29 protein-coding genes are annotated in these 26,377 nt (G+C 58.7%); 5 read left to right on the plus strand and 24 right to left on the minus strand.

Annotated features, from left to right (window positions below; all coding sequences use genetic code 11):
* Positions 1–6: 6 nt before the first annotated feature.
* From fghA to VR71_RS14835, 4 genes are all read left to right on the plus strand, one after another.
* Positions 7–846, plus strand: coding sequence for an S-formylglutathione hydrolase (gene fghA / locus VR71_RS14815; RefSeq protein WP_045685332.1), 840 nt, complete (start codon positions 7–9; stop codon positions 844–846).
* A gap of 63 nt (positions 847–909) precedes the next feature.
* A complete protein-coding gene (locus VR71_RS14820) occupies positions 910–1,647 on the plus strand; it encodes a hypothetical protein (protein ID WP_045685336.1) in 738 nt (245 codons plus the stop codon).
* A 418-nt stretch (positions 1,648–2,065) separates the two neighbouring features.
* Positions 2,066–3,153, plus strand: a protein-coding gene (locus VR71_RS14830; protein WP_156785607.1) for an IS3-like element ISSusp2 family transposase whose coding sequence is annotated in 2 segments (ribosomal slippage) — positions 2,066–2,327 and positions 2,327–3,153 — 1,089 coding nt in all. Because the reading frame shifts where the segments join, the coding sequence is not laid out codon by codon here.
* Between the two features lie 25 nt (positions 3,154–3,178).
* Positions 3,179–3,481 carry a hypothetical protein gene (locus tag VR71_RS14835; RefSeq protein WP_296430453.1) on the plus strand — a complete coding sequence of 101 codons (303 nt, stop codon included), beginning with the start codon at positions 3,179–3,181 and terminating at the stop codon, positions 3,479–3,481.
* Between the two features lie 274 nt (positions 3,482–3,755).
* Here VR71_RS14835 and uvrA read toward each other — a convergent pair whose 3' ends face one another.
* The 20 genes from uvrA to VR71_RS14935 form a co-directional block, all read right to left on the minus strand.
* Entirely contained in the window at positions 3,756–6,287 is a 2,532-nt protein-coding gene (gene uvrA, locus VR71_RS14840) for an excinuclease ABC subunit UvrA (RefSeq protein ID WP_045685357.1), read from the minus strand.
* An 8-nt stretch (positions 6,288–6,295) separates the two neighbouring features.
* Positions 6,296–7,267, minus strand: coding sequence for a quinone oxidoreductase (locus VR71_RS14845; protein WP_045685359.1), 972 nt, complete (start codon positions 7,265–7,267; stop codon positions 6,296–6,298).
* Positions 7,268–7,394: 127 nt separating this feature from the next.
* Positions 7,395–7,634 carry a hypothetical protein gene (locus VR71_RS14850; protein WP_045685362.1) on the minus strand — a complete coding sequence of 80 codons (240 nt, stop codon included), beginning with the start codon at positions 7,632–7,634 and terminating at the stop codon, positions 7,395–7,397.
* A gap of 652 nt (positions 7,635–8,286) precedes the next feature.
* On the minus strand, positions 8,287–8,868 hold the full coding sequence (locus tag VR71_RS14855) for a rhomboid family intramembrane serine protease (protein WP_045685494.1): 582 nt from the start codon (positions 8,866–8,868) through the stop codon (positions 8,287–8,289).
* A 143-nt stretch (positions 8,869–9,011) separates the two neighbouring features.
* Positions 9,012–9,548 carry a hypothetical protein gene (locus tag VR71_RS14860; RefSeq protein WP_296430455.1) on the minus strand — a complete coding sequence of 179 codons (537 nt, stop codon included), beginning with the start codon at positions 9,546–9,548 and terminating at the stop codon, positions 9,012–9,014.
* Between the two features lie 156 nt (positions 9,549–9,704).
* Entirely contained in the window at positions 9,705–10,433 is a 729-nt protein-coding gene (locus tag VR71_RS14865; protein WP_045685367.1) for a DUF736 family protein, read from the minus strand.
* 124 nt (positions 10,434–10,557) lie between these two features.
* Positions 10,558–10,860 (minus strand): hypothetical protein, encoded by a 303-nt coding sequence (locus VR71_RS14870; protein ID WP_045685369.1) that lies wholly within the window; start codon positions 10,858–10,860, stop codon positions 10,558–10,560.
* Positions 10,861–10,960: 100 nt separating this feature from the next.
* A complete protein-coding gene (locus tag VR71_RS14875; RefSeq protein ID WP_045685371.1) occupies positions 10,961–11,422 on the minus strand; it encodes a hypothetical protein in 462 nt (153 codons plus the stop codon).
* Position 11,423: 1 nt separating this feature from the next.
* Positions 11,424–11,810, minus strand: a complete 387-nt coding sequence (locus VR71_RS14880) for a DUF6878 family protein (RefSeq protein ID WP_045685374.1) — start codon at positions 11,808–11,810, stop codon at positions 11,424–11,426.
* Positions 11,811–11,932: 122 nt separating this feature from the next.
* Positions 11,933–16,195 (minus strand): strawberry notch family protein, encoded by a 4,263-nt coding sequence (locus VR71_RS14885; protein ID WP_045685377.1) that lies wholly within the window; start codon positions 16,193–16,195, stop codon positions 11,933–11,935.
* 357 nt (positions 16,196–16,552) lie between these two features.
* On the minus strand, positions 16,553–16,909 hold the full coding sequence (locus VR71_RS14895; protein WP_037275584.1) for a YnfA family protein: 357 nt from the start codon (positions 16,907–16,909) through the stop codon (positions 16,553–16,555).
* Positions 16,910–16,941: 32 nt separating this feature from the next.
* Complete coding sequence (locus tag VR71_RS14900; RefSeq protein ID WP_037275586.1) at positions 16,942–18,180, minus strand: MFS transporter; 1,239 nt, start codon at positions 18,178–18,180, stop codon at positions 16,942–16,944.
* Positions 18,177–18,845 (minus strand): cytochrome c biogenesis protein CcdA, encoded by a 669-nt coding sequence (locus VR71_RS14905; protein ID WP_037275588.1) that lies wholly within the window; start codon positions 18,843–18,845, stop codon positions 18,177–18,179. Before VR71_RS14905 ends, VR71_RS14900 begins: the two co-directional genes overlap by 4 nt.
* Before the next feature lie 129 nt (positions 18,846–18,974).
* Positions 18,975–20,327: an NAD(P)/FAD-dependent oxidoreductase gene (locus VR71_RS14910; protein WP_037275590.1), complete on the minus strand. Its 1,353-nt coding sequence runs from the start codon at positions 20,325–20,327 to the stop codon at positions 18,975–18,977.
* A 23-nt stretch (positions 20,328–20,350) separates the two neighbouring features.
* Positions 20,351–21,781 carry a mercury(II) reductase gene (gene merA, locus VR71_RS14915; protein ID WP_037275592.1) on the minus strand — a complete coding sequence of 477 codons (1,431 nt, stop codon included), beginning with the start codon at positions 21,779–21,781 and terminating at the stop codon, positions 20,351–20,353.
* Position 21,782: 1 nt separating this feature from the next.
* Entirely contained in the window at positions 21,783–21,920 is a 138-nt protein-coding gene (locus VR71_RS25110) for a hypothetical protein (RefSeq protein ID WP_157057501.1), read from the minus strand.
* Positions 21,917–22,303, minus strand: coding sequence for a mercury resistance system transport protein MerF (merF, locus tag VR71_RS14920; RefSeq protein WP_037275593.1), 387 nt, complete (start codon positions 22,301–22,303; stop codon positions 21,917–21,919). Before merF ends, VR71_RS25110 begins: the two co-directional genes overlap by 4 nt.
* Positions 22,300–22,554: a hypothetical protein gene (locus VR71_RS14925; protein WP_045685387.1), complete on the minus strand. Its 255-nt coding sequence runs from the start codon at positions 22,552–22,554 to the stop codon at positions 22,300–22,302. The genes merF and VR71_RS14925 overlap by 4 nt, the downstream gene beginning before the upstream one ends.
* A 17-nt stretch (positions 22,555–22,571) precedes the next feature.
* A complete protein-coding gene (locus tag VR71_RS14930; protein WP_037275594.1) occupies positions 22,572–22,877 on the minus strand; it encodes a heavy-metal-associated domain-containing protein in 306 nt (101 codons plus the stop codon).
* Positions 22,878–22,892: 15 nt separating this feature from the next.
* Positions 22,893–23,300 carry a mercuric transporter MerT family protein gene (locus tag VR71_RS14935; RefSeq protein ID WP_045685390.1) on the minus strand — a complete coding sequence of 136 codons (408 nt, stop codon included), beginning with the start codon at positions 23,298–23,300 and terminating at the stop codon, positions 22,893–22,895.
* A gap of 76 nt (positions 23,301–23,376) precedes the next feature.
* Here VR71_RS14935 and VR71_RS14940 point away from each other — a divergent pair, with 76 nt between their 5' ends.
* On the plus strand, positions 23,377–23,790 hold the full coding sequence (locus VR71_RS14940; protein ID WP_172794922.1) for a helix-turn-helix domain-containing protein: 414 nt from the start codon (positions 23,377–23,379) through the stop codon (positions 23,788–23,790).
* Positions 23,791–24,059: 269 nt separating this feature from the next.
* On the opposite strand, the gene VR71_RS14945 is transcribed toward VR71_RS14940, so the two are convergent.
* The 4 genes from VR71_RS14945 to VR71_RS14960 all read right to left on the minus strand — a co-directional run bounded on the left by VR71_RS14945 (position 24,060) and on the right by VR71_RS14960 (position 26,377).
* The gene (locus tag VR71_RS14945; protein ID WP_045685393.1) at positions 24,060–24,578 is read right to left on the minus strand and encodes a type II toxin-antitoxin system YhaV family toxin; all 519 of its coding nucleotides are present in this window, start codon (positions 24,576–24,578) and stop codon (positions 24,060–24,062) included.
* The gene (locus tag VR71_RS14950; RefSeq protein WP_005668772.1) at positions 24,575–24,901 is read right to left on the minus strand and encodes a type II toxin-antitoxin system PrlF family antitoxin; all 327 of its coding nucleotides are present in this window, start codon (positions 24,899–24,901) and stop codon (positions 24,575–24,577) included. Before VR71_RS14950 ends, VR71_RS14945 begins: the two co-directional genes overlap by 4 nt.
* Positions 24,902–25,026: 125 nt before the next feature.
* Positions 25,027–25,680, minus strand: a complete 654-nt coding sequence (locus VR71_RS14955) for a hypothetical protein (RefSeq protein WP_045685395.1) — start codon at positions 25,678–25,680, stop codon at positions 25,027–25,029.
* Between the two features lie 103 nt (positions 25,681–25,783).
* Entirely contained in the window at positions 25,784–26,377 is a 594-nt protein-coding gene (locus tag VR71_RS14960) for a hypothetical protein (RefSeq protein WP_045685499.1), read from the minus strand.

Genomic DNA, 26,377 nt, shown 5'->3' on the forward strand with positions numbered 1-26,377 from the left:
AACGATATGTCACTTGAAATCACAAGCGCTAACAAGGGCTTTGGGGGCTGGACCAAGCACTATATCCATCAATCATCCACGCTAAGCTGCGACATGCGGTTCGCAATTTACCTCCCACCGCAGACCGCCAATGGGCAGAAAGTGCCGGTACTTTATTGGCTCTCCGGGTTAACCTGTACCGACGAGAACTTCATGCAGAAAGCCGCGGCACAGCGGATGGCTGCAGAACTTGGGATCGCGATTGTCGCCCCCGACACCAGCCCGCGCGGCGCGGATGTCGCAGATGATGAGGGCTATGACCTTGGTCAGGGTGCGGGGTTCTACGTTAACGCGACGCAGGCACCTTGGAACCGCCACTATCGGATGTATGACTATGTGCTGAATGAACTGCCGGATCTGATTCAAGAGACCTTTCCAGTTACCGCTGAACGCTCGATCTCCGGCCATTCCATGGGCGGACATGGCGCGCTGGTGCTGGCGCTACGCAATCCAGAGCGGTTCAGATCCGTCTCGGCGTTTAGCCCGATCGGCAACCCGGTCAACGCGCCTTGGGGGCAGAAAGCCTTTACCGCATATTTGGGCAAGGATCAGAGCTCTTGGTCGGATTATGACGCCAGCATCTTGATGCGAAAAGCACAAGGCGCGGTTCCAGCGCTGGTGGATCAGGGCGAGGCGGACAAGTTTCTTGTTGAGCAACTCCAGCCCGAAACGCTGGAAACTGCGTCAAAGACCAGCGGCTATCCTTTAACGCTGAACAGGCGAGAGGGCTACGATCACAGCTATTACTTCATTGCGAGCTTTATCGAAGACCACCTGCGCTTCCACGCAAAGCATTTGAGCACGTAAATCGGGGCAGTATTTCTATCAACTTCGGTAGCACGGACCCTTAGCAACTGAGAGGATAAAAACATGAACAATATTACGCTGATTGGGCTTTCACTTGCATCGGTTGTGTTTCTCAGCTTGGTTCACGTGCTCGCAGATATGCTGCGGTGGAAGCGTGATCTGCCGCAGAAATACTGGCTGTCGTTTGCTGACGGCATCTCCATCAGCTACGTCTTTTTAGGTCTGTTGCCAAAAATTGTTGATGGGACCGCTGCTTTTCCAGAAACGTTGGGCTACGCCACGGACATCCTTAAGCATAGCCCATTTCTGCCGCTGCTGATTGGCCTCGTCGCGTTTTATGGAATGGAGCGCCTGGTCGAAAGGCCAATTGAAGCAATTGGCACTCACACCGAACAGCAAACGACCGGCCTTAGGGTCTGGATTCACCTTGCGTCTTACGCCTTTTACAAGGCCGTCATCGGCTACCTGATTGTGCAAATGAACAATCCGGTCTCGCTCGTGATTTTTGTACTCTCAATGGCGGTTCATTTTCTGGTCGTAGACTATCGAATGATGGCGATCCACAAGGGGGTCTATCAGCGGATCGGTAGATGGGCTCTTACAGTCGCGATTCTTGTGGGCTGGGTTGTTGGGGCCACTACCGTCATTTCGCCGGTTTTGGTCACGCTGCTACTGTCGTTTCTCGCCGGCGGTATTGTTCTGGTAGTGCTTGAAGAGGAGTTTTCGAGAGAACATCCTTCTTCGTTTTTGGCGTTTGCCGCAGCGGTCATCGTTTACGCGGTGGTTCAGATTTCAATCTGACCCACCCTCAAGAATTCACGTCGAGAGAGTTTCAACCTCTCGAGAATTTGTAGCTGAGATTCAGGGCTACAGAGTGTGGATAATTTCAAACTGCATCTGCCACCGACAGACGCCATCACGACGGTTTCTGTCGCAATCTGTGTTCAACTTAGCAGTGTTCCAAGAGGATACGCGCAAAATGAGACGATACTATGACCAGTTCCTATACCGGTGGTTGTGACCACGTTAAGGTAAAAGCAACATCAGAGCCGATCGATAACCACGTCTGTCATTGCAATGTCTGTAAAGGTGTGACCGGGCAACAAACCACCCATGTGGCCTTTTTCAAACACGACGACCTGTCGGTTGGTAATCCCCCCCAAAATTAGCGGTGTTCAAAAGTAGAATTTTCTCGGCAAGATATCTGAGGAGATTTACGATGAAGAACGGACGATACAGCGACGCGCAAATCATGGCAGTGTTGAAGCAGGCGGAGGGCGGTGTGCCGGTCTCTGAGCTGTGCCGTGAGCATGGCATGAGCAGCGCCAGTTTCTATAAGTGGCGCGCTAAGTTTGGCGGCATGGACGCGTCCTTGATGTCCGAGATGAAGGATATGGCGGAAGAGAACCGTCGTCTGAAGCGCATGTATGCCGAGATGAGCATGCAAAATGATCTGCTGAAGGAAGCCCTTGGAAAAAAGCGTTAAGGCCGTCTCTGCGACGAGAGATGGCCATGAATGCGGTCGCACGACACGGCGTAAGCATCGCGTCGGCGTGCCGGGCGTTCGAGATCAGCGAGACCTGCTACAGATACAGCCCTGTAATGAGCGACGAGAATGAAGAGATCGCCGATTGGCTGGAACGTCTGACAGCAAACAAGCGCAACTGGGGCTTCGGCCTGTGCTTTCTGTATCTGCGCAACGTCCAGGGTTACGGCTGGAACCACAAGCGGGTCTATCGGATCTACTGCGAGCTGGAGCTAAACCTGCGTATCAAGCCCAAGAAACGCTTGAAGCGGGACAAGCCGGAACCCCTGTCTGTGCCTGATAAGCCCAATGAGACATGGTCGATGGATTTCATGGCGGATCAGCTGGCAGATGGGCGCTCGATCAGGACATTGAACGTGCTGGATGACTTCAATCGTGAGGGCCTATGCATCGAAGTGGACTTCTCGCTGCCCGCAGAGAGAGTGGTCAGAAGCTTAAACCAGATCATCGAATGGCGCGGTCAACCGCAGACAATTCGCGTCGATAATGGCCCAGAATATATTAGTGGTAAGCTGATGGAATGGGCCGAAAAACGCAATGTTCGACTGGAATACATCCAGCCAGGCAAGCCACAACAAAATGCCTACATTGAACGCTACAACCGCACCGTTCGCGGCGAATGGCTTGGGCAATACATCTTCGAAACCATCGAGGAGGCACAAGACCAAGCAACTGAATGGCTCTGGACTTACAACAACGAGCGACCCAACATGGGTATCGGCGGCATGACACCCGCCATGAAACTGAAAACAGCCGCCTGAATTCTACGGCTGGACCCCATTAAAAATGGGGGGATTACCGGTTGACCACCCTGAAAAAATGAACAGGCAGCCGTTTAACAAGGACAATCCGGACGGCCCGCTCGAACTTTGCACCTGTGCTGATTGCGGGGCTGCGCTGATGCTTGATGATAAGCAAAAGCGGATCCGCGTCGCGGTGCCCAACGTGATGGGCTATGAAGAAGCCTCATTCCCGGAAGCCACTTATCACGCCTTCTACGACACATCGAAAGGCTACGCCAAGCCAACGGACGGTCGGCCGGTTTATGACAGCCTGCGTCCAGAGTTTGTTTGGCCCGAACCTGCCTAAGTAGCGGGCTTCCTTGCGACGAAATCGGGGATCAACAGAAAGCAAACATTCCGCAGCAAGAAGCGCGGGATGATTGCCGGATGCTGGACCCCGGTTCCAACCCTGATGATATTGGCGTCCTCGGCAAGCTTAAATGACCACTTTAGCTGATAAGATCATCGGGGGCGCCGTATCTCCCGTTATGATATTGTCCTGATGGCAGACAGTTTCATGGGTTTCTGATACCGAACGTCTCAATCCTGAGGCTCTGCGAGGCTTTGATTATCGGCGAGCTTTACCTGAGCAAAAATGGCGCTGTTCGACTGTCCTTCGACGCTGCAACTTTCGCAGGAGAGCCTTGTGCAACAACAGCACCCCCTTCGTCGCCTGCGCCGGGGCCAATGTCGATAATCCAATCGCTGCTTCTGGCCACCAGCATATTGTGCTCAACCATGATGACGGAGTTGCCTGCGTCAACTAAGCCATTCAATTGTTTCATAAGCAATGTCACATCTGCGGGATGCAGGCCGGTTGTTGGCTCATCCAGAATATAGAGGGTGCCACTACGCCCGGCGCGCTGCAGCTCCGTTGCGAGCTTAATCCTTTGTGCTTCGCCGCCCGAAAGCTCGGTTGCCGGCTGACCTAACCGCAGATACCCCAGACCAACCTGCAGCAACGCCTCAATGGCGCGTAGAACCGGAGGTTCTTCGGAGAAAAAGTCGTGTGCCATCTCGACCGTCAGGTTCAGGACTTCGGCAACGTTTTTGTCGCGGTAGGTAATCTCCAGCGTCTTCGCATTGTAGCGCTGCCCCTGACACACTGGACATGGCGCGTAGACGCTGGGGAGGAATAGCAGTTCCACGCTGACAAATCCCGCTCCGCCACAATTCGGACAGCGGCCTTTTGCGACATTGAACGAAAAACGTCCTGCATCGTAGCGGCGCGCTTTTGCTTCTCGCGTCGCCGCGAACAATCTGCGAACATGGTCAAACAACCCCGTGTATGTGGCAAGGTTGGAGCGTGGCGTGCGGCCAATTGGTTTTTGGTCGACGGTAACAAGCCGCCGAACATGTTGCATGCCGTCCAAAATCTTACCTTCGGTAGCTGCCTCCAGCTCCTGCTCCAGCAGCCCAGCCTCATCACTGGGGTTTTCGATGTGCTTTTCTTGCCCCAAAGCTTCGCCGACGAGCTCGACGAGGGCTTGACTCACAAGGCTCGATTTTCCCGAACCCGATACACCGGTGACTGTTGTTAAGATGCCTAAGGGAAACTCGACATCCAGCCCCCGGAGATTGTTGCGTTCGACCCCTGCCAGCTTTAGCCAGGCTGTAGGATGCCGCGGCATCCGATCTGCAGAGGCATCTGGCGAAAACAGATAGCGCCCAGTATGTGACGCCTTCACGTCGCGTAGGCCCTCTATCGGGCCATTGTAGACGACTTCGCCACCATGAGTGCCAGCATCGGGTCCGATCTCCACAATCCAGTCGGCATGACGAATGACGCTGTCATCGTGTTCGACAACAAAGAGCGAGTTGCCAGCGCCTTTGAGCTCGTCCAGCGCGCCCAGCAATGCTTGCGTATCAGCCGGATGCAGCCCAGCCGACGGCTCATCCAGAACATAGATCACTCCGAAAAGTTGCGAGCGTATCTGCGTCGCCAAGCGCAGGCGTTGCAATTCGCCTGGAGACAAAGTTGGCGTACTCCGCTCAAGTGACAGATAGCCCAGACCAAGGGTGGTAAGCGCTTCGACTCGGGCCAGAATGTCAGTGGTAATTCGGTGCGCCACAATCGCCTTTTCCGGGTGCGGGTCATGCGCCATCGTTTCCGCAATGGCAGCCTCGCGCAGCCGTGCAGCGAGCTCACTCAGCGTGAGTTGCGACAATTCTCCGATATCCAGCCCCGCAAATTTCACCGACAGTGACTCGCGCTTTAGCTTTTTGCCTTCACAATCCGGGCACTCGGTAATCCGCATGAACTGCGAGACCCGTTTTTTCGTGCGATGGCTCTGGGTCGTTGCAAACGAATGCAGTACGTAGCGCTGTGCACTCGTGAAGGTCCCCATGTAACTGGGCGACATATTGCGCCTTCGTGCGGTGCGCGCCTCTTCAGGACTGAAGCCGGCAAAGACAGGCTCTACGGGTTGCTCATCGGTGAACAATATCCAGTCACGAGTGTTCTGCGGAAGGTCTTTCCACGGTATGTCAATGTCGTGGCCGAGCGAAACGAGGATGTCGCGCAGGTTTTGCCCGCCCCATGCGGGGGGCCATGCTGCAACTGCACGCTCGCGGATGGTTTTGGTATCATCGGGCACCAGCAACTTTTCAGTCACTTCGAACACGCGGCCAATGCCATGACAGCGGGGACAGGCACCATCCGGTGTGTTCGGCGAGAACGCGTCAGCATAAAGTATTGGCAGACCAGGCGGATATTCCCCTGCCCTTGAATACAACATCCGCAGGCCGTTGGATATTGTCGTGACGCTCCCGACTGAGGACCTTGCCGACGGCGCTCCACGCTGTTGTTGAAGGGCGACCGCTGGCGGAAGCCCATCAATCGCATCTACATCTGGCTCGCCGACCTGATCAATTAAACGCCGCGCATAGGGCGACACTGAGTCGAGAAAGCGGCGCTGCGATTCCGCAAACAGCGTTCCAAAGGCCAGCGAGGATTTTCCAGACCCGGAGATGCCCGTAAAAACAACAAGCGCATTGCGGGGCAGATCGACGTCAATATTTTTTAGATTGTGAACACGCGCGCCCCGCACCTGAATGCAGTGGTTAGGGTCGCACGGGACCTTGTGGGAGCTATCTTGGGTAATTTTTTTCACGCGTTTATCTAAGGCAACAGCACAGTTGAGCCGGTTGTCTTACGGCCTTCCAAATCCTGATGCGCCTTGACGGCATCCCCCAGCGCATAGGTCTGGTTGACCTCGATCTTGACCGCGCCCGAAATGACGACCTCGAACAGATCGGCCACATTGGCCTGTAAGGCTGCGTCGCTGGCGACATATGTATTGAGCGAGGGGCGTGTGAGGTAAAGCGACCCCTTAGCCGCCAAGACGCCTGTATCAAATCCTTTCACCGGCCCGGAGGCCGAGCCGAAGCTGACCAGCGTGCCAAAAGGGCTGAGACTATCAAGCGATGCATTAAGCGTGGCCTGGCCCACACCGTCATAGACAACTGGCACGCCCTTGCCTTCGGTCAGGTCACGGACCCGTTCTGCCACGTTTTCCTGCGTGTAATCGATTACCTCGTCGCACCCGAAAGACTTGGCCAGTGCCGCCTTCTCCGGTGTGCTTGTGGTACCGATAACCCGTACGCCGAGGTGCTTTGCCCATTGCACGGCGATCAGGCCAACGCCACCGGCCACAGCATGCCAGAGGATCGTATCGCCCGCTTTGACCTTATAGGTTTCGCGCAGCAGATATCGCGCAGTCATGCCCTTTAGCATCATGGCGGCGGCAATATTGTCTTTAATCGCGTCTGGTAGTTTTGAAAGCCTGTTGGCTGGCATGTTGCGTGCTTGAGAATAAGCCCCGATCGGCCCTGCACCGTAGGCAACTCTATCGCCCACTTTCAGCGAAGTTACGCCCGAGCCAACCGCTTCGACAACGCCCGCGGCCTCAGAGCCCAAACCGCTTGGCAAAGGCAATGGATAAGCACCGGAGCGATAATATGTATCAAGATAGTTCAATCCGATAGCGGTGTGGCGCAGGCGCACTTGACCTTGTTCCGGAGCATCAAGATTGATGTCTTCGTACTGCATGACTTCCGGACCACCGGGTTTTTGAAACTTGATCGCTTTCATTCTATTATCTTTCTCTTCGGTGGTTGTTGGCTAACTGTTAGGAAGCGGTATCACACTCTTAAAGAAGCCCAAGTCGTTAATCTGATGGGGGACTGAAGTTCGCAAACGTTCAACTCAACTAATAAGATCAACAGAAAACGCGCGAAATACTGTTGAAACCTCTGTGGCGATGGATGGTTTCTATTGCCTCAGGGCGGTCCCGCTCCAAGCGCGCCAGAATACGAGTTACGTCATTTAGCCGCCTAAGTGCACTATTGTCACCGGCGCGGGCCTGCAACGACAGTATTTTCGACTGAGCCTGTAGAGCGCGCTCAATGACATCCAGATCTTGCCCGCTGAAATTCAGCCTGTCCGTGGTCTTGAACATCTCACATCCTTTTTGAATCGTTAGCGGGCATGGGCGACGGTTAGTGGTTTTTTCGCTCTAAGCTCGACAGGTGATCAAGTTTTACCCTATTCCCGCAGGAGGATAATCCCTTCAATCAGTAAATTACTTTTACCGAGCCGTAAGAGTGGACCATTTGTGTATGTTAGAAACAGTGGTCTTTTTCCTTTCAAATTCGTGGTTGGAACAGTAAAGACGCTGCGTGATTTATCTTTTGTGGATTTGACCGTTGTCGATCCTGCCATCGCCATTTTCTCCTTCACCGAGAAGACCTTGGCGAAGAACATTTCCAATGAATTATTAGTATCCTTAACGAACGGTTCTCACTGGCAAGATCCGTGGGTACGCCAATGCCAAATGACATTTTTCGGAAGGTGCCCGGCAGACCGAAGTTCTGCGCGATGTCCGGCGGGGGAAAGCTACGATGCGGCATTTGACAGCTGAGCGGAGATCCGGTTCGAACTGCTGAGCGGTCATTGCTCGCTATGGAGTGTATGCCATCAAGGTCCGCATCGCGGGCATTTGACAAAAATATGCTGCACAATGTGCGAATGGCCGCTGTGGCGGGCTGCATTGCAGCATAAGATCAGCGATTGAAGGTCAGGTCTGGGCCGACAACGTAGGGTGTACTGCTTCAGTCCAGATCGACGCCGCCCAAGCGCGGCGCATGGACATGCGTTCGGATCAGGAACGCAGCGACCGCGCCGGCGATGGCACCGAAGAGGTGCGCTTCCCACGACACGCCGGGTTGGCCCGGAAGAACGCCCCAGAGGATGGAGCCATAAAGCGCACCGACCACCAGTGCAGCGCTCAAAGTGATCAGTGAGCGATCCACGAGGCCCCGCACGACGAGGAAGCCGAACCAGCCAAAGACAAGTCCCGACGCACCAATATGGATGGCCGAGCCGCCGAATAGCCATACAAGACCGCCGCCGAAGCCGATCACCACGGCGTTCACGGCCAGCAACGCCCGCGTGGTCGTGGCCACCAGAAGCCCACCCATAACCAAAAGCGGCGGCGTATTGGCCATCAGGTGCGCGAAGCTTCCATGCAGGAGGGGCATGGCGATGATGCCATCCAACCCACCGAAGTACCGCGGGATCAGCCCGAACGCCGGGTTCAGGCCGTAGCCGGTGATCCAATTGATGACCTGGACCGCCCATAGCAGGGCGACAAAGGCGGCAAGCGCCACAGCGCGCCGTAAAAAAGCGCGCATGTGATCCCAGTTCATCATGGCGGCGATAGTAGACGTCTCCGCAAGCCCTTCAACGGCTTTCGCGCGTTGCACAGGGTGCCACTTCCGGGAAAGGGAGTTTGAGGCGGCCAACCTTGATACGGCTCAAGAGATTGGCTTCGATCTTACACAGTGTTCCCTGGCCGCAGCGGCATGATTTCACGCTCGGGGCGCTTCAGGGCTTCGGCGTATTTGCGGGCATTGTCGTCAATCGTGCCGTGCCAAAGCTTCGAGACGAACGCGCGGGCGTCTTGGACTGTCATGTCTTTCAGCGAAGAGGACAGCGCCATGAAAAGCTCATCTTCGCTGATCGCAGCGGCGTTATGCATGGCGTCCGCGTAAAACGAAGGGTCGTTCAGGACCTGCTCGCTCAGCGGCATCCGCGCAAGGTTCTCTTCCGGGATCGCCATGAAGACCGTGTCCTGCAAGTCGGTCAGATAAGCGCGGCGCGACGTGGACACCGACTTTCCTGCTGCCTTGGCGTCTAGATATGCCTGCCTTGTCCTGTCGAGCTTCGCCCTTGCATGGGTCATGATGACTTCACGCTTTCGGGCGGGTAACGCGAATCCGGTGCAGCGCTCGATATGGGCGAGGAGATCTTCAACCTCTGCCTCAACATCAAAGCTCTCAAACCATGGAACCGTCCCTGATCTAGCCGCCACGCGCCCGCCCTCTATATTACGTCAATATATTATTGTACCGCATTTGCACCTGATCTCAAGAAGGTGGCGTCCTTCACGCAAACGGACATGGAAAAAGGGGAACCGTGGTCCCACGGCTCCCCTTTGGGTTCAGATCATTTCCCCCTCGCGCGCCGATTAGGCGACCAGCGAGAGCCCCACGCCCGCGTCCTGCGGCTGCTCACCGCTGTCGATGAACGGGATGATCGAGAAGGTCTGCCCGCCGCGCTGTTCTTCGTTCTGCACGGCGTTGACGCGCAGATCGCCATCGGGCGTGTTGATCAGCAACGAAAGGTAGTCATTGCCCGTGCGGCTGCTTTTCGCCATCCAGGCCGAGCCGACGCGGATCGGTGCGCCCCGGGGCGAGCTGACCTCGATGCGGTAATCGGGATGGGTCTCCTCGGATTTGTAGCTATTCTCGATCAGCATGAACTCCAGATCGAACATCATGTTGGCGATGTAGCCGGTGAAGGCGTTGTCGGCGTCCATGGCGGTGAGCTCGCCCGAGATCGAGCCGGATTTCATCAGGCCGTTCGAGACCAGCGGGATGATCTCGAACTCCCCGCTTTGGGTCGCGCGCGCTTCTTTCGTCTGCACCGCGTTGGCTCGGAACGGGCCGAGGCCGACATCGATCTGCATCGAGATGTAGGGGTTGCCGCTGGTATTGCCGGTCTCGTTCCAGGCCGTGCCGATGCGCACCTTGCGGCCTGATTTGTTGACTGCCGTCACTTCAAAATCCGGGCTGCGTTCGGACATCTTGGCCCGCGCTTCCAACTGGATGGCGATGTCAAAGCGCGTCGAGTGGATCATGCCGGTGTACTGAGCGGCTGCGGTCTCGACATTGCGGGTGAGGGTTCCTGCGAACATGGGATGGTTCCTTTTGGATTGGCCGGTGCCTGACGTTCTTGCCAACGCATCCGGGATTGCTTTCTCGACCCCTTGAGGGATCACAAATCAGAAAGCCTGCTTTCCTTTCAGCCCCGCCCAAGGGTCAGAGCTGCCGTCCGAGTGGGAATGCCCCCGCGCCTCCGGGTGCTACGCCCCTCCCCTGCCCGTCTGGTCTTGATTGGCTGCCCGGATTTTCTGCGGCGTCCTTCGATTGCGCGACGAAGAACTCCGTTTCTTTTCCGTTCAACCCGTGCCCGCCCCGGTCTGTCAGACCGATGCAGGTACCGTTCGGCACATAGGTGATGAGGTACTGACCGAGCCGGTCCTTATGGACAATGTAGCCGGTATTGGCCCAATGCACGGTCTGGCCGGCATCGACGGCCGCCTTGATGTCTTCGAGTGTCATGCGAACCTCCTTACGAAGAATGGTGGGGAAACGACGCAAGCAGCCCGGTCGTCCAACCGGGCTTCCATGCAGCATTTGTTTGGCAAACGGCCGAGACCTGTCAGGCGCTTCGCGTGGCTTGCGTCGCGCGCGCCGCCATCCAATCTTTCAGGCCAAGAACCGTTCGTCCGGCTGCGACCTCGGAGGCCCAGGCAACCCTTGGGTCGCCGCAGGGCTCATCGCCGGCATGCCGGTCGATATGACCATTGGCCATCCATGGCTCGGGCTGGATCCGTCGCAGCCAGTCCGCCATGCTCGGAATGCGGCCCTGGCAGTCTTCACGGATATGCTGCTCGCCGATCCAGCGCACGGGAATGTCCCGACCTGCGCTATTGGTCAGGGACAGGCCGAAGACACGTTCGGCCTCATACAGGCCTTGGGCATGGTGACGCATGGCTCGGTGCGTAAAGAGCGCGAGGTGCTCTTTCGAGGCATCGAACCAGTCATGTATGGACTGATAGTCAGACGGCACCCCGCCGAATTTCCGGGCGGAGCTTTCGGCATGATGAAGCGGATGGGCCATCTCAAAGACCCTCGTCATAGCTGTGCGAGCATTCGACATAGCGGTCCGCGTGATCGAGCGTGATGCTGTCTGCTGCAATGTCCCAAGTCAGCGTGCCATAGCCGCCCTCATTGTTCTCGAACCCCGGGTGATGGTGATAGGCGAGCGACCAGGCGAAGTCGCCAACCTCTGTGGCAAGTGGCTCCGGCAGGTTGACCTCTGCAGGCTGCACCGTCACATCCTCGACATTGCCGGAGTCGCCATAGCCTTCGTATTCGGCAGTGACCTCGCTGATGCCAAGCGCACGTAGTTGCGCGAGCAGCTCCGTTCGGGATGCCTTCAAGGTGGTTTCGCGCTCCGCGCGCCACTGAGCCGCCATTGTGGCATAATCGATCTGGGGATTGGTCATGGGTCTGTCCTCTCGTCTGAATTTGGGGGGACCGGGCGTGGCATTGGTCTGCACGCGCCCGGAAAGCGCAGACCGGTGAAACCCAGATCCGCGACGCCCGACCGGAAGCCCGCTTTGACTTTTCAGGCGGCTTGTTCTGCCGCTCTGGCGGCTCCCTGCCCGACGATCAGAGCCAGAATGCCGGCTGTGTCGATCCCGTCTCCGTGCGGCAGGAACACCCGCAACTGGAAGGCGATGATCTCGGTGAAGCAGCCGAGGGCCTTGAGGCCGTCGATCATGCCCCGATCCGCACCGCCCAACTCAAGGCGCATCTCGCCTGCGACCCGGCGACGGGTCAGGGTGAGACCCCGGCCCAGATCGACAGGTGCGGTGGTGCCGAGGGCGGCGGTCAGCATCTCCTGCGCTGTTTGCGGGTTGGACACGAGGAAGCGGGCGCGCAGCGCTGCCGCCCCTTCCTCGCTCAGCGTGCGCCCGATCATCGCCGTCGCCCCGTCAGGCGTGACCCGGTAGATGCGTTCATTGGTGGTCGGAATGTCCTTCCAGATCGGCAACAAGAGCCCGGTCAGCAGGTAGAGCTTGGTTGTGGTGGTTTTTGGCAGGGACGCTGCCTCGGCATCCCAAAGCTTTGCAAACTCGGGCCTTTCGATGTCTTCCCAGGCCGAAGACGTGAACCGCGCCTCCTCCAGGTAGCTCGACCCGTTTGGCCGCACAACCTTGCGCATCAGCGTGACGATGTCTTCGTCATACATCTGCATCGGGCGTGCCGAGATGAGCGCCGCGCGACCGGAGGCGCGATTGACCATCGGCAGCTTATCCGGATTGCGCGATATGGCCTCTTCAGCGCCCAAGACATGGACCGGGTCCGTCACCTCGAGCCCGATGATCCGCGTCACGGCGCCGGATTTCGGGCAGGTCCAGAGATCCTCTGTGGAGACCTGTTCGATCTTTTCGCCGCGCAGGGTTTCCACGCCGAGATCGAGTGTGCCCGCCGCGCGCGCCCGTTCGGTCTGATCAGCGATCCGGCGCATGAACTCGGCAAAGAGCGCGTTCTGCATATGGATGGGCAGGGCCAGAACCCGGTTGAGAAACCGCTGGATCGGCGGCAGCTCTTCGAGCAGCACCCCGTCCTTGTCGATCAGCCGCAGGGCTGTCCAATCGGTGAAACTCTCGTAGCTCATCGCCTCAGCGCGCCCGGCGGCAAGATCGGCGAAATACCCACGCAGCGCAGACCGGGCGATCGGGCTTTCGAGATTGTCCTCCTCACGGAACATGCCCTGCGAGCCGGTCTCGCGCTGGCCCTTGGTCAGGGCCCCCAGCTGGTCGAGGCGCTTGGCTATCGTCGAGGTGAAACGCTTCTCGCCATGCACATCCGAGGTGCAGACCCGGAAGAAAGGCGCGCTGACCTGGGCCGAGCGATGGGTGCGCCCAAGCCCCTGGATTGCCGCATCGGCGCGCCAGCCGGGTTCCAGCAGGTAGTGCCGCCGCCGCTTCTGGTTTTTCGCCGTCTTTGCGGCATGATAGGAACGGCCCGTCCCGCCCGCATCGGAGAAGATCAGGATATCCTTTTCGCCGTCCATGAAGGCCTGGGTCTCGGAGGAATTGCTGCTGGCGGCGCGCTTTTCGATGAAGAGATGGCCGTCCTCGGCCTTGAGGGGCCGGATCGATCGGCCCGTGACTTCTGCGACGGCCTCGTCGCTAAAGGCCCAGAGGATCTGGTCGAGCGCTGCGGGGATCGGGGCCAGCGTCATTAGCTCCATCATGGCCGCGTCACGCAGAGCGAGCGCCTCGCGCGAGACGACCAGCGCGCCAGTTTCATCGCGGAGCGGCTCGGCCACCATATTGCCGTCGATCTCGACCAGCTTTTGCGCATGGATTGGGAAGGCCTGTTCGAGGTAGCCAAGCACATAATCACGCGGCGTCAAGGCACCCTCAACGAGCTCATCCTCGGGGTCCATCGTTTCAAGCCGGCGTTTCAGCAGGCTCTCGCCTGTCGAAACCACCTGGATGACGCAGGCGTTGCCCGCCGCCAGATCATCCTCGATCGCGCGGATGATGGTCGGGGCCTTCATGCCCATCAGGAGATGGTTGAAGAAACGCTGCTTCGTGCTCTCGAAGCGGGACTTGGCCGAGGCGCGAGCGGCCGAGGCATTGGTCTCGCCAGAGGCGTCGTTGACGCCGGTCGCCGTCAGCGCGGCTTCGAGATTGTGGTGGATCGTCCGAAACGAAGCCGCGTATGCGTCGTAGATCTCGATCTGGGCCGGAGTGAGCGCGTGTTCGAGCACGTCATACTCCACCCCATCAAAACTGAGGGCGCGCGCCGTGTAGAGCCCGAGCGTCTTGAGATCACGGGCGACCACTTCCATCGCCGCGACACCGCCCGCCTCCATCGCCGAGACGAAGCTCTCGCGGCTTGGACATGGGTATTCGGGCCCCTGCCCCCAGAGACCGAGACGCGCGGCATAGGCCAGGTTGTGCACGCTCGTGGCGCCGGTAGCCGAGATGTAGAAGACGCGAGCGCGGGGTGCGGCGAGTTGCAGACGCAGGCCCGCAAGGCCCTGCTGGGAGGGTTTGACCCCCCTGCCCTGCTCGGACCCAGCCGCGTTCTGCATGGCATGGGCTTCATCAAAAGCCAGCACGCCATCAAAGTCTCCGCCCATCCAGTCGAGAATCTGGCTGAGCCGCGTGGTGCCGCATTTGCCCGCGGACCGCAGCGTGGCGTAGGTGACGAAGAGGATCCCGTCGCCCATCGGGACGGGCTGGTCCGGTTTCCATTTGGAGAGCGGCTGGATGTCGGCTGGCGAGCCGCCGAGATCGGTCCAGTCGCGGATGGCGTCCTCGATAAGCGTGGCGGATTTGGAAACCCAGATCGCCTTCCTGCGCCCGGAAAGCCAGTTCACGAGAATGAGCCCCGCGCATTCGCGGCCCTTGCCGCAACCGGTGCCGTCGCCGAGGAAATAACCAAGGCGATAGGCCCGTGCGTCTGGATCATCATCGGCGCGCGTCGGCTTGGTCTGGTCGTCATCGATGGTAAACCGACCGGGCAGATCACGCCCATGGGCATCATGCGCCATGATGATGGTCTCGAGCTGCGCCTCGGAGAGATGTCCCTCCTCGATCAACCGTGCGGGCAGGCGCAAGTCATCACTGCCCGTGTTTGAGGGCATGGGCGGGGCAACCGAGGCCATGGCGATGCTTTCGACCAGCGGCGTGGGATGTTCCTGCGCACCCGCGATCTCGATCCGCTGCGGACGGTAGCGCGCATAGATGTCCGAGATCGGCATGTTGTCGCGCGGGATATCAAGGCTCGTGAAAACTAGCGGGACAACGGCATTGGCCCTGGCTGTGGGGGCGGTGATAACACCGGCAGCGGTCTTGCGCGGGACAGATGATCGAACGGTCGGCCGAGCATGAGGGATCGCTTCAACCCGTTGGGCCGGGCTCATCTCGGTCCGTGTTGCGGCCACAGCATCGACATATGCCAAGGCTTCATCCAGATCCCGCACAGGGACGCGGATCATTTCGCCGTCCTCCTGCACCTTGTCGAAGACCATGAGCTGGGTTTCGACAGAGGTGCCGAGCTTGCGGTAGACCTGCCCCGGCATCGTCAGCGCCAATCGTGGCGTCAGGAGACCGCAGGCGCGGGACCAATGCGCGGCATCGCGTTCGGGCGTGAACCCCGGCGGCATGATCGCCACAAGCCGCCCGCCGGGTGCCAGACGCTTTGCAGCCGCGATGAGATGCTTGGCGGCGATGTGTTTGTCCCGGGCGCGATCGACCGAGGAGGCGAAGGGCGGATTCATCACCACGACGTCGGGTAGAACCGGCGTTTGCAGCAGATCATCGATATGCTCGCCGTCATGGCCTGTGACCTCGCCGCCGAAAACCGCGCGCAGGAGGCGCTGGCGAAAGGGGTCGATTTCATTGAGCACAAGCGTGGCACCGGCCCGGGCAGCGAAAGCGGCCAGGGCACCAGTGCCAGCCGAGGGTTCCAGCACGGTCTCGCCCTTGCGGATCGCCGCCGCCCGTAAGACCAGCGCCGCGAATGCCAGCGGCGTGGAAAACTGCTGGAGCCGGATTTGCTGCTCTGACCGGCGCGTTTCCGTCAGGAGCCGTGAGGCAAGCAGCTTTGCAGCGGCCATGTCACCTGCCGCGCCGTCCCCACGCAGCAGCACCTGGACAGCCGCGGCCTGCATCAGGTCATATGCCATGCGCCAGTCCCAGGCACCGCCGGCATCGCTGCCATGAAACGTCTCGCGCATGATGCGCGCGAGCGCTGAGCTGCGCAGGGGTTGGTGGTCGACCTCCGCGCCGATCTGCGCGATGGCAGAGACGAGATCAGTGTCGGAGATTGGGAATGCCGGGTTTGCCGGATTGGGCTTGGTCATGGGGGTTTCCTTTGGATCAGGGTCTGAGTTCCAAAGGACAAAAAGCCCGCTTTCGCTTTTCAGGGGATCCGGCCCAAAAGCTATTAAGAAGGGCGGGCCGTCAACGCAATCCGCCCTCCTCAGCAACAAAGAGAAAGCCACGCAGCAAAACCGCCGAACTTGTTGATCAATAAAGCCGACATTGAGGCGGCGCGCGGCGACCGGCCGCTAGGAGCCCACTTTGACCGATGCTGCACAAAGGATGTATGGCTGCTTTCGAGGGCGGTAGAAAACCTGCTTGATCGCTGCCGCGAGCGGAAGGAAAGCGCAGCCGATCTGTTGGAACGCGTGAAGCAGAAGGCGATCTAATCGAACGTTTCAGCGCTTCACCCCGTCTGCGGCCGCCTCTCTAATACTGCGCGGTGCCCAGAGAATAATACCTGCACCGACAAGGCAAATTACCGCTCCGATAACATCCAATTGATCAGGGCGATGGCCTTCCACACCCCATAGCCACAACAGGGACGATACGATGTAGATGCCCCCGTAAACAGCATAGGCGCGTCCCGCCTGGTCAGCCGGACTGAGGGTCAAAAGCCATGCAAAAGCCGCGAGGGACAGCATCCCCGGCACCACCCAGAACACGCTCTTGTCCAGCCGAAACCAAGCCCAGAAGGCAAAACATCCGGCGATTTCGGCCAGCGCGGCCACGAAGTAAATCAGAATTGTTTTCATTGGGTCAGACTTACGTATCCAAGCAATCGGGTCTATTCCTTAACATCCATTCGCGCGAGAATGATGGCTTGTCCAAATGCCGCTAACAGAGCAGTCGCGAAGACTATCCATGTTCCCAGTGCGGCGACGGCAAAGCCTCCGACGAGCGGGAGAACGAAAGCGGGTGCCGTAAGCGCGTTGAAATACCCGCTATAGGCTGGACGTTGGTCGTCCGGCGAGATCTCCATCAGCAGCCCGATGACGGCAATCGTCAGCCCATTCATTAATGCGCCGAGAACGAAGAATACGACAAGCAGGATTGGTACGAGTGCCTCCGCCGGAACGGGTATGAGCAAAAGAACCAGAAGGGCGATTGGCGGTGCGGTGCGGGCAACTGCGATCCCGCGCATCAGGCTCAGTTTGCCCCGGCTATCGCCCCACCAGCCCCAAAGTGGATTGCCCACGAGGGCCCCGATGGTCTGGGCACCGAGCAGAAGTGCTACGTTTTCAAACCCCACCCCAAGCTTGTCGGCGGCGACGATAAAGAACGGCGCTGCGATGAGAACTGCACCTCCGCACCATTGCGCAAAAACGAAGCGGCGGAACACTGGGTCTTCTCGGAAGGTCACAGCACCCTCACGCAGGTAGGCGGTAAAACTCCCGGCCACTTTGAGGGGTGTATTTCGCTCAGGCTCGCCCATCACGGTGAAGATGAATGACGAAAGCAACATCAGGATCGCCGCGATCCCCAGCACGGCGGCATAGGATGCTGGAAATTCAAGCGTCCGCAACAGCCTGTCTGCCAACGCCGCGACGAAAAGCGCTATGACCCCTCCGCCGAAGAAGCGGATCGAAAGCATCCTGCTCCGGTGTTCTGACGGGACGGATCGGGCAACGATATCATTGTAAGGAACACCGACGATGCCGCTGAGGAAAGCGTAAAGAACCCAAAGTCCAAGGGTCGCGGCACCGAGTGTGACATGAGCCCAACCAGCGGTCGCGCCAATCCAGAGAACAATTGCGAGGATTGCAATGGCCGCCGTCCGTCCAAACGCACCGACGACATAGAATGGCATTGAAGACGCACCGCGACCGGCGAAGTAGCCAACGAAGAGTTGGGGCAGAAGCCAGCCGAGGCGCAAAATCGTAGACACCGCGCCTACGGCGACCGAACTTCCAGTAAGTTGATAAACCAGCGCCGACATCACCGTTGCGCTGTCCACCGCCGCCGATCCTGCCTGGAACGCGGTGCCTGCGCCAGCTACGTGCCAGAAGCGACGGCGAGGCGTCATATCCCGCTCCAATTGATGGGCTCGACAAACAGACCAAACCAAACAGACCAGATGCCAAGCCCGACGAAGATCGCGCCCAATAGCCAACGACGCGGTCGCAGCCAATCGGCAAGCCGATCAAGGGGCCTGGCAAGGCTGGGAACAATAGAGAGTGGCAACAACGGGAGCGACAGCGCGAAGGCGAAGACCGCCATCATCACAAACCCGGTCATGGCCGACCCGCTTACAGTTGCGGCACCCATCAATCCAAACAGGATTGGGGCTGCGCAGGCCGGAATGTTAAGTCCGAACGCCAACCCCTGAACGAGCGGGTTGGATGCCGCCTTCCAGCGCTCCGGCGCGAATCCAATGCGGCGGCGCATCGATTTGTCCCACCCCGCGAAGATCGCAAGACCAAGGCCGAGGTAAATTGCACCAAAAATGAGCCACGCGCCAGTCTGTACACCGATAAGGCGTTGGCCCAGCACGACGATCATCCCGCCAAATCCCCCCATCACGACGAGCCTGGCCAGAAGAAAGGTCATCGCCGCGCCGAACCGCTGCCCCATCGGGCGAGACCTCTGGCCTCCCAGAAACAACATGTGAGCGCCGATCGTGCAGGGTTCGATGAAACCGAGCAGGCCAAGGCCAAATGCAAGCAACAGGGCCTGATAGGTGAGATCCATAAATGTCTTTCATTGTATGATAAGTTTGATGATGGGCCTTCCACCAACCATAAGGTCAAGCGCTGTTCTTGATGCCAAGCAGGCATTTGTATTTGACCGCGCGTTCAGTGGGTTCCGCCAACTTTCAAATCAGAGCAGCGAGCCCAAATCCGATCCGACGCTGGGATAGACGGCGGTCATCGACTTGAGCTGCTTTGCGGTCAGTCCCAACTTCATCGCCAAGCCGAAAAAGTTGATCAACTCACCATATTCCGGTCCGAATAGGTGTGCGCCGAGCAACTTGCCGTCCGACCTATCCACCAACACCTTTGCGGCGGCGGATTTTTCTCCAATTCGGTAGTTGGAATACCAGCCGCCCGTATCAGTGAACCGGACATCGACATCATAACCGGCCTCTTTGGCTTCAGCCTCCAACATGCCGACGCGGGCCAGTTCGGGTACCGTAAACACTGCGGTCGGGATGCCGGAATAATCCGGCAAGATCTTCTGATCCTTGAGCATGTTCGAGGCCGCGACCTTACCTTCGATCACGGCAACGGGCGTCAGCGGCATTCCCTTGGTATCGGCGGAATCTCCAGCTGCAAAGACGGCGGCGTTCGTCGTACTTTGCAGATGCGGAGCCACAACGATGCCCTTGTCGCCATACGCGACATCGGCGGCCTCAAGGTTCAGATCGGCAAGAGCGGCGATGCGACCCGCGCCATGCACGACCAGATCGGTCTCAATGGTCGTTGTGTTGTCGCCTGTCTTCACTTCAACGGCAAAACCCGCACCGGAGGTTGTGATCGAGACGATTTCGGTTTCTCGTTGCAGGTCCACACCAACAGCGGCACTGCGCGCGATCAGCATCTCGACCAGATCAGGGTCAAAAGCGTTCAGCGGGCGGGCACCGCGATCTACGATGACAGGCTCGGCCCCAGCACGTGCGGCGATATGCGCAAACTCAAAAGATACGAAGCCGCCACCGACAAACAGGATACGCTTGGGCAAAGCCTCAAGATTGAGAAAATCCGTGCTGTCGATCATCAGATCGGCACCGGCGAAGGTGACAGGTCTCGGGATCGCTCCAGCGGCGATAAGGAAACGTTTCGATTGATAGGACTGCCCGTCAACTTCGAGCGCGTTGGCACCGGTGAACCGCGCGGCACCGTGCAACGTCTCGACGCCGTTTCCGGTCAGACCCTTTTCCATCTTGTCCGGCACCGGATCGGTAAAACCACGTTTGTGAGCCATCAGATCGGACCAGTTGATCTTTAGTCCGCTGGGATCGATCCCTTTGCCGTCCATCAACCGTGCGGCATCGACGATTTCAGCGCCACGCCGCAATATTTTCTTAGGATCGCAACCACGCAAGGCGCAGGTGCCGCCGTAGGGCAGCGCATCCACGATGGCCACGCGCCAGCCTGCCGCACCGCATTTGTTCGCCGCCGCAACCCCGGCCATGCCCGCCCCGATAACGATCAGGTCATACGTCTCACTCATATTTAGATCCTTCTTACGTGTCTTTATCCGGCGCAGCAGCTAAGTTTTGCCACGTCCATATCGAAAGTCTGCGCGGCCAATTTCAGGCCCTCGACCGTCGTCAGATAGGGAAAGATCGTTGCGCCCAAGTCTTTGGTCGTCATGCCGAACTTCAACGCCATGACCAGTGTCTGGATCGTGTCCGATCCTTCGGGTGCGATGATTTGGCCACCAAGCAGTTTGTCGGTTTTCTTATCCGCCACAAGCTTGATCAATCCACGTGTGTCGCGGGCGGCAAGAGCGCGCGGGACCTGATCGAGTGGCACGACCGAAGTCTTCACGTCGAACCCTGCGTCGCGAGCCTGTTGCTCGCTCAGCCCGACCCCGGCAATCTGTGGATCGGAGAACACGACCCAGGGCATGGCAGAATTGTCATAGCGCTGATCATCGCCCAGAACGGCGTTCTTCACAGCCAATTTTGCCCCGTAGGCTGCCATATAGACGAACTGGTCGCGGTCTGTCACGTCGCCCGCCGCATAGATGCCGGGCACCGACGTCTGCATGTCGTCGCCGATGACGATGGACCCGCGCGCGTCGGTTTTCACGCCGACCTCGTCCAAACCCATACTGTCGGTATTGGCACGCCGACCTGCGGTCGAAACAAGATGATCCGCCGTGACCTCGACAGGCTCGCCGCCCTGCATAACCCGCAAGGTCACGCCCGACGCGTCACGTCTGACGTTCTCATAACTCAGGCCGGTCAGCAGGGTGATCCCCTCGGCGGCAAAAGCGTCCGTCAAAGCCCCGGACACTTCCGGTTCGGCACCGGGAAGCAGGTGTGACCGTGTCACCAGCGTGACCTTCACGCCCATCCGGCTCATCATCTGCGCCAGTTCCGCCCCGATGTAGCCCGCCCCGATAAAAATCAGACTTTCCGGCAGGGTTTCAAGCTCCAGCAAGCTGGTGCTATCGAGTGCGCCGACCTCCTCGATTCCGTCAATCGTCGGCAGGACCGGATGACCACCGGTTGCAATGATCATTTTCATTGCGGTCAACGTGCGACCCCCGACGATGACGCCACCCTCGATCAGCCGCGCCGGACCAGTATCGATATAATCGACACCCGCGTATTCCGGCAGCAGGTCTGCGTATTTCTTCTGACGCAAGGTCGCGACCAGATCGTCTTTCGACTCGATCAGCGTGTGCCAGTCATCGAGTTGTGCGTGACCGGACAGGCCAGGAAACCGCTTGGCGGCATGTGCGCCATGGATCGCCTCAGCGGCGCGGATCATTGCCTTGGACGGCACACAGCCGACGTTCACGCAGGTGCCGCCGATGGTGCCATGCCCGACAAGTGCGACACGTTTTCCCGCGTCAGCAGCGGTGATTGAAGCGGAGAAACCCGCCGAGCCTGCGCCGATGACGATAAGGTCGTATCCGCCATTTCCATCATCATTCTTGTTGATATCTTTCATTTCAGCGCGCCTCGTGCAGATCAGAGTTTTTTCGTTTGGCAACGACCAGATAAATGATCGCACCAATGGCTATGAGCGGTGTCAGCATGCCAAGCATTCCGAAGAACATGCCAATCCCTGTGCAAGATCCCATCATCATTGTGTCGCTTCCTTGGATTTCATTTTATTGAGGTAGAAAGCGTAGACGCCGACAGCCACGAAAGCGCCGACCGTAATGCGCAGCGCGAAACGGAACTCGATCCAGATGATGAGGATCGACAGAGCAGCGGCAATCGCCGTCGCCCAGAGTTTCGGGTTCGGCCCCACGCGCCCGGCGCGCAGCCAGAGCGCTTGCGCCACGACGGCAAGGCAAAAGAACAAAAGCGGGAACAGCGCGTAGTCGAGCCAACCGGTCAAAGCCGACAGGCCGACACCGGCCACAACGACGACCAGGAGGGGTGTGAAGCAGCACAGGGCCGCAAAGAGTGCGCCACCCAGCCCCCATTTTAGCAAGCGGTCGGGGTTCTCAATGTTCTGGGTCAAGTAGCGCTCTTTCTTTCTGGAGAATGATTGGAAATCGAGGTGCGGCCATTGGCGGACCGCCGGAATTCACGAACGACAAGGAAGGCGAGCGCCACAACCAGTGCGACGGCTATCCAGCCAAGCCCCGACATCCACGCTGCGAGGCCGCCGAACGCCGCAGCAAGCAGAGCTGTGCCGCCACCGCAGCACACGATCACGACCGGAGTCGCAACTCCGAAACCCAGTAGCCCGCCCATAAGGTTGTCACGCATTGCAAATTTCCCCGTGGTTAGGACGCCGTGTCCGGCAGAGCCTGGGCGGGGTAGCCATTTGCCGCCACTGCATCGATGATGCTGTCCACGCTGGTCTCGGCATCATCGAAGGTGACACTGTAAACGCCCTGTCCATACTCGGGACCGTCAACGAAGTCGTCGATCTGGACCGATGGAACGCCGCGCATCGAACTGGCAACGATGAACGAACAGGAGGGGCAGGTCAGTTCGCCGACTGCAATCTCGACGGTGCGCTCTTCGGCAAAAGCCGCTGGGGCAAACGCAGCAATGGCCAGCGTTGACGATAACAGTACGTGTTTCATGATTTTGTTCCTTGTTTAGAATTTCAGAATGAAGGGCGTGATGTAGGGAAAGGCCATCGCTACCGCGACGATTGCGGCGGCGGCCCAAAGTGTCACCCGCATCACAGTCCGGTTGATTGGCCGGGCACAGGTGCCATCGGCGCAGGCGTCCGTATTCACCGGCTTGTATGCCTTGTAGAACCCGTATCCGAGAAACGCGGCACTTAGCGCGAAAGTGTACCATTTGTAGGCATAGAACGCCCCGAGCTGCGCGATGAAGACGCCAGTCACGCCGAAACTCACCAGCACAAGCGGCAGAATACAGCACGAGGTCATCGCCAACGCACCGAGAACGCCGAAGCCGGTCGCACCCCAGCCTTTCGCGCTGTCATCGCCAACCTGACGCACGTGGCCGGATTTATGGTCTGAAATACTTTGCTCCATCGAATCGCCCTTGTTCTGTTCTTTCCATCGTTCTACGGTCTGTAGTTGATACAGGCTCAAGGGATTTCTGCGGATAATGGATAACAGAAGCGTGAAAGCACTCCGGCGGGTCGATCTAGCACGGGCCACGGGCTGCAATCTCGAAACCATCCGCTACTACGAGACGGTCGGTATCATGCCCGACCCACCGCGCACCGCAAAAGGGTATCGAAGCTATGATGATATTCATGTCAAACGGTTGAAGTTCGTCATGCGGTCCCGCGATCTCGGTTTCTCCCTGGAAGAAATTCGCGGGCTGCTCGGGTTGGTCGATGACCGGTCTCAAACCTGCGCTCAGGTCCAGACCGTTGCTGAGACGCATCTTGAAGATGTGCAGGCGAAAATAGCCGATCTCACGCGGATCGAACGTGTCCTGTCGGAAACCGTCGCTCGATGTACAGGCGACGCCGCACCAGAATGTGCGGTGATTGACGCACTTCTCGAAGGTTAGTCCACCCTGAAAAAAGGGAACAACGGACCTTCGTGCATCGCGCAGCGAAAGCCCGGAAAGTCCGCATCTTACCAGTTCGTACACGATGCAGCGAACGGCAGGTGTACGGATAGGGAGGGACTTCTGAGAATTTCATCGTACCAGCCATATGACACACCAATGTCGCCTCTTTCACTCGGCTCAAGGGTGACGGGAGATAATATCGCAGAACGAGCCCCTTACTGGCAGCCTTAGCGGGGGATTCTGCCCCCTCCGGAATTCGACCCCACTTACCGATCAGGCGCCGCTTCAAGGGACGTCTCGAACCGCTTGTCCGCCGCCACTGCTTCTTTCAAGAGCGCGTCGAAATTGTCAGGTGGATTGCCATCTTCCAGCATCCCTTTGAACGTCGCATAGGCATCCGTCTTGCTGCCGTAGGCGCGCAGGGTCTTGTCGTCATTCACCCATGCCACCACGATGACCTTCGCATCGCTGTTGAAGCGGTAGAACAACCGATACTGCTGGAAGAATTTCGCCCGGAACCAGTGCTTGCGGTGGTCGCCGAGTGTGCCGCCTTGCCGGAAGGCTGCGGCACCCGGATCTGCCGGTATGGCCTCGGTCACCAGCTTGAAGATGGCGGCCAGCCGTTTCGTGGAATTTTTCTTGCGCCAGGTCTTGGGATCGCGTGCCTTACGCGCCTCGACCTCCAGGGTCAGCCCTTCGAGCTGGTCCAGAAAGAGCGGATGCGCATAAATCGACCATCCGTTTACGACAAGGGGCGCTTGGGCGGGCACGCTATCGCCGCTCATTCATCCTCGAGCGATAGCGGCGCATCGAGATCGACGTCAACGTCTCCGACCAGTGCTGCAAGACGGTCATGCAAAGCCCCATCGAACGCCCGAATGCGGTCCGGATGCGCCTTGATATCGGCCTCGACAAAATCGAGAAAGGCTCCGAGCACGGGATCTTCCTCGTCGCTGCGCACGGGCTCGATATAGACCCTGCCACTCGGCTCGGTGCAGTAACGAATCTGGTCGCCCTTGCCCAGCTTGAGCTGTTTGCGCACACCCGCCGGCACGGTCGTCTGATACCGATCCGTGAGTTTCGAGACATCTTGTGCGAGCGCTGTCATGGCAGTCTCCTGAAAGAGAGGGATCTTTGCTGCCTGCGATAGGTAATGCATTTGCATTGCCTTGTCAAGACAAGCCGCAGCATCTGCTGTCGCCGGGCAGGTCGATGAACCGTCCGGCGCAGGACCTAATTTCGCCCCGCCAGGAACTCCGCCAGCACCGGGCTAGCCGCTCCTTTCGCGGAGCTGAGCAACTCCGAGCCCACAAGCGAGGCCCTTGAGAGCCGCACGAGCCCACCGGTTTCCTCGATGCGGTAGCAGCGGCGTTTTTGCCGCCCCCGCTTGTAGTACGTCGCGGTGACAATCTGGCAGGTGCTGCCATCGGTGAGCGTCACAGGTGCTGCGAGCTTGATCTTGTCGCCTTCCTCGTAGTCCGGGATCGACGCCCAATCCCGGCAGCGCTGACGCCAGTCCTGGGCGTAGCTGTCCGGGTCTTTCAGGTCGGAGAGGAGCACGATCAGCCCAAGGGGAGCACGAGATTCATTCGGGCCAGCGCTTTCCTCCATGTCCTTGTAGCCCCAGCAGCCGTCATCATATCGGGTAAGGAATACGGCGGCGAAAGTGATGGAGCCATCCGCATCGGTGACATAGGTCGTGTCTTCGACAGGGGTGCCGTCGATACTTGTGACCTTTGCCGCCGCGTACCAAGTCGAACCCACCTTGCAGGCCTTGACCAGTTCGGTTTTGCGCGTGTCGCCCTCGAACGTGCAGAGTCGGGCAATCTCCGCTTTTTCGTCTGCGTAGGTCTGGACGCGGCCATCGGTGTAGAAGAGCCATCCCATTTCAGAGTCCTTTCTCTCGTTTGGGAAAATTGTTGTCGCCAATGTCCCGAGAGGGCCGCAGGCCCGGCAGGGTATTGGCGATGCTTGTTTGAGAATGGGCGCGTTACGCCACCCTCCGGTCATCGATTTCCATCAGGGCATCGAGCGGCACGCGGTATGGCTGCATGGCGTCGAAATCCTCGCAATTGCCGCAGTTCTGCACGATCGCGAAGGTGTCGCAGGCATCCTTCAGGATGACCCGGAAGGTGCCGCCGAGGCCCGAGGGCACCTCGTAGGTCCCGCCGATGAGATAATCCGAGGCCCGGCGTACGAAGACGCGAATGCTGTGGCCATCGGTGGCGAGCCGGATCGCCCCCCGCCCCCGGTCGAAGAGCACCTGCACGTCATCCAGGATGTCGGTGTAGAACTGGCCGGTCAGATCACGAAACGCCATGCGGCGCTGCGCCATCCAGTCGGTGTCCCGAAACGGGTTCATGCCGTCGGCGAAGGCGAAGGAGGGATCGGCCTGCTCGGTGGTAACGATACGGGTGGTCGTGCCATCGATGCCGTTTGAGCGCAGATGCACACCATTGCCGACGATGAGGATCAGGGCCGGCCTGTCCACGGGCCCGTTCCAGTTGGGCAGGAAGGTCGTGCAGGCACGCGCATGTGCGATTTGCGCCGCAACAGCGGAGGCAGAGAACTTGAGAATAGCCAT

This window comes from Roseovarius sp. BRH_c41 (assembly GCF_000961715.1).
Classification (GTDB): Bacteria; Pseudomonadota; Alphaproteobacteria; order Rhodobacterales; family Rhodobacteraceae; genus Roseovarius.